The following is a 2,943-nucleotide window of genomic DNA, read 5'->3' on the forward strand; positions in this document are numbered from 1 at the left end:
GGGCTGGGCTGGGCTGGGCTGGCGAGAGCGCCTTGAGCGGCTGCTCCTGCCTGAGCTGTCCTGTTCCTCTCCATCGCTGATCGATCGTCGAGGAAAGAGGGGGCGTCGCTCGCTATGATAGCCTGCCAGACTGAACTGGACTGCCTCTACTGCGGTCGTCCGACGGTGCACACGGTCTTTTATGCCTCGCTCTATATTAAAAGGATCGTCTGCCATCGTTGCGCCCACGCCGTTGAAAAGCCAGCGGCTGTCTTACTCCGTCAATATTGCCGTGATCTCCCCTGGCGTGCTACCGCCCTCGCGCGTCGCCTAAAGCATGAGGCGCAGGCCGATCCACTGCTCTTCGTCTCCAGCTTGCCCCGGCGCGTGGTCAACAAACCGATCGAGCTTTCCCGCGAGCTGGCCGAGGTCTGTCTGTAGGAGCTAAGCTGATTGTGGCTCTCTCTGGCCATGTGCCTGCCGCGTTAGAGTATGACATCAGGAGGTTCGTATGATCGAGCAAGTTGCCCTCGTTGCCCTGGTGGCCTGGTGCTTGCAGCTGGCTCTGGCCTACTGGCAGGCGAGGCGCTTCTACCGCGAGGTGAGCCGCCTGCGTCGGCTGGGGCCTTGTGCCACTGCGATGGCTGGGGGGCGCTATCGTGGGCGCACCTACGTAGTGCTTGTTGCCCATCCCCAGCAGCGCACCATTCTCGCGGCCCGGCAGCTTCGTGGCTTCACCGTCTTTGCGCGGCTCCGTCCCCTGCCCCAGCTTGAGGGGTGGCATCTGGACGAGCTGCTCTCGCCCGAGAGGCTCAGCGCAGCTGGCCTGGCCCCGCGTCTGGCCGAGGCGATCGGAACTGCTGCCAACACGCTCCTGGAGGCGTTCGAACGCCGAAAGGCGGATGCAGCGGCTGAGGCTGACGGGGGCGTGGTCGCGCCGCGCCGGTCGCTGCAACCGTTGGTCTGAGAGGAGGGTTGTCGCTCACTCGCTCAATTGCCGACTTACTCGCTCGCTGGGAAAGCTGAGCGGTCCTCGCTGGGTGCTGCCTGGCTCTGGCTGCGGCCTGCTGTCCTGTGTGGTGGCCTGAGAGGACAAAAGATCGTCACATTGTCCTTTTGTCTGGAGGTGATCTTGTGGAGATCGCAGCCCGTATTGCCGAGGGTTTCATCGGCATGTTCCAAAGAGGGGGGACCCAGTTCGTCGGTCTGGTCACGGGCATTATCCCCCTGCTGATCGTGCTGATGACCGCCGTCAATGCTCTGGTACGCCTCATTGGCCCCGAGCGTATCGACAAAGTGGCTATGATCAGTAGCCGCAACGTCTTGCTGCGCTATCTGGTCTTGCCCTTCCTGGCCGTCTTCTTCCTGACCAATCCGATGGCCTACACGATGGGGCGCTTCCTACCGGAGAAGCAGAAGCCGGCCTTCTATGATGCGGCGGTATCCTTTGTCCATCCCATTCTTGGTCTCTTTCCCCATGCCAACCCAGGTGAGATCTTTGTCTGGGCCGGTATTGCCGCCGGCATTACGAAGCTCGGGCTGGGGCTGGGAGATCTGGCGATTCGCTATTTCCTGGTGGGCCTGCTGGTGATCTTTATTCGCGGGCTGGTGACCGAGCGCATCACGGCCATCATGTGGGCGCGGCGCTCGGCGCCGGAAGGCCAGGGTGAAGAAGCAACGTCGGCAACTGAGGCAGCTCCTGCCGTTGAGACCGGCGGGGCGGCTTTCGCTAGCGGAGAGGAGGCGTAGTCATGCAAGCTGTGGCGCGTGGTCTGGAGGCCATTGGGCGGGCCGTTGGCAATGTGGTCGGCATTCTCTATCAGGCTGGCCGCGACACCATTGACCAGGTGATTCGCAATATTCTGCCCTTCATGGCCTTCATCAGCATGATCATCGGCATCATTCTCTACACGGGGATTGGCAACATTATTGCTCATACCCTGTCGCCGCTGGCCTCGAATATTTTCGGGCTGTTGTTGATGTCGGTGATCTGTGCCATCCCGATTCTTTCGCCGTTGCTGGGTCCTGGGGCGGTGATCGCTCAGGTGGTGGGGACGCTGCTGGGTGTGGAGATCGGTCTGGGCCATATTCCGCCGCAGTATGCGCTGCCGGCGCTCTTTGCCATTAATCCCCAGGTCGGGTGCGACTTTATTCCGGTTGGGCTGGCTCTGGGAGAGGCCGAACCGGAGACGACCGAGATTGGGGTGCCGGCGGTTCTGATGTCGCGCCTGATCACGGGTCCGCTGGCGGTCGTGATTGCCTATCTGGCCAGCTTTGGGATGTATGCCGGCCACTGAGGCTGGTTGAGCAAAAGAGAGCGGACGCGCGGCGGGTTGGGCTGCGGCTCGGGCCAGGTGGGGTGACGGCCACGGAGATCGTGGACCGGCTGATCTGTTCTGCCTGCTCTGCTGCTGGAGCTGGTTGGTTGACCTGACCTGAGATCTGGCCTGAGCCGAGCCTTGAGCTACTGAGTGAGGAGAGAAAGGAGTGTGCGACGATGCCTTATCGTGCTGTCAAGATTTCGCGAGGACGCGGTGGCTGGGGCGGGCCGCTGGTTGTCAAGCCCGAGCCGGGGAAGGACCTGATCTACTGTGTCACCGGCGGGGGTATTCATCCGGTGGCGCAGCGCATTGCCGAGCTGACCGGGGGGCGGGCCTTCGATGGCTTTCGTTCTTCGGCCCCTGAGAAGCAGATCGCCTGTGTGGTCATCGACTGCGGTGGAACGGCGCGCATCGGGGTCTATCCGATGAAGAAGATTCTGACCATCGATGTCAAGCCCAGCTCGCCCTCGGGGCCGCTGATGAAGTTCATCACGGAGCAGCTCTTTGTGTCGGGGGTGCGTCCCGAGGATGTGCAGCTGCTTGAGGAGTCGTGACGGTGGTAGGTGGTTTGCTGTGAAGAGGCTGGTGCGGCTTGGCCTTGCTCTGCGCTGGTGTTCTCCGCGGGCGGTGGTGAGGGTGGGGA

3 protein-coding genes and 2 pseudogenes are annotated in these 2,943 nt (G+C 62.3%); all 5 read left to right on the plus strand.

Annotated elements, in window-relative coordinates:
- The first annotated feature begins 114 nt into the window (after window positions 1-114).
- A complete protein-coding gene (locus tag IRZ31_RS20965) occupies window positions 115-420 on the plus strand; it encodes a hypothetical protein (protein WP_052890237.1) in 306 nt (101 codons plus the stop codon).
- Between the two features lie 70 nt (window positions 421-490).
- Window positions 491-946 carry a transcriptional regulator GutM gene (locus tag IRZ31_RS20970; protein ID WP_112432435.1) on the plus strand — a complete coding sequence of 152 codons (456 nt, stop codon included), beginning with the start codon at window positions 491-493 and terminating at the stop codon, window positions 944-946.
- Window positions 947-1,113: 167 nt separating this feature from the next.
- Window positions 1,114-1,728 carry a PTS glucitol/sorbitol transporter subunit IIC gene (locus tag IRZ31_RS20975; RefSeq protein WP_112432437.1) on the plus strand — a complete coding sequence of 205 codons (615 nt, stop codon included), beginning with the start codon at window positions 1,114-1,116 and terminating at the stop codon, window positions 1,726-1,728.
- 23 nt (window positions 1,729-1,751) lie between these two features.
- Window positions 1,752-2,276, plus strand: a pseudogene (locus IRZ31_RS20980) (PTS sorbitol transporter subunit IIB); the annotation flags it as partial.
- A gap of 200 nt (window positions 2,277-2,476) precedes the next feature.
- A pseudogene (locus IRZ31_RS20985) lies at window positions 2,477-2,851 on the plus strand (PTS sorbitol transporter); the annotation flags it as partial.
- Between the last annotated feature and the right edge of the window lie 92 nt (window positions 2,852-2,943).

Source organism: Thermogemmatispora sp. (assembly GCF_019683635.1).
Taxonomy (GTDB): domain Bacteria; phylum Chloroflexota; class Ktedonobacteria; order Ktedonobacterales; family Ktedonobacteraceae; genus Thermogemmatispora.

Bases quoted from the DNA above. Each gene is read 5' to 3' on its own strand.
- IRZ31_RS20970 (WP_112432435.1), top strand. From the start codon at position 491: ATGATCGAGCAAGTTGCCCTCGTTGCCCTGGTGGCCTGGTGCTTGCAG.
- IRZ31_RS20965 (WP_052890237.1), top strand. From the start codon at position 115: ATGATAGCCTGCCAGACTGAACTGGACTGCCTCTACTGCGGTCGTCCG.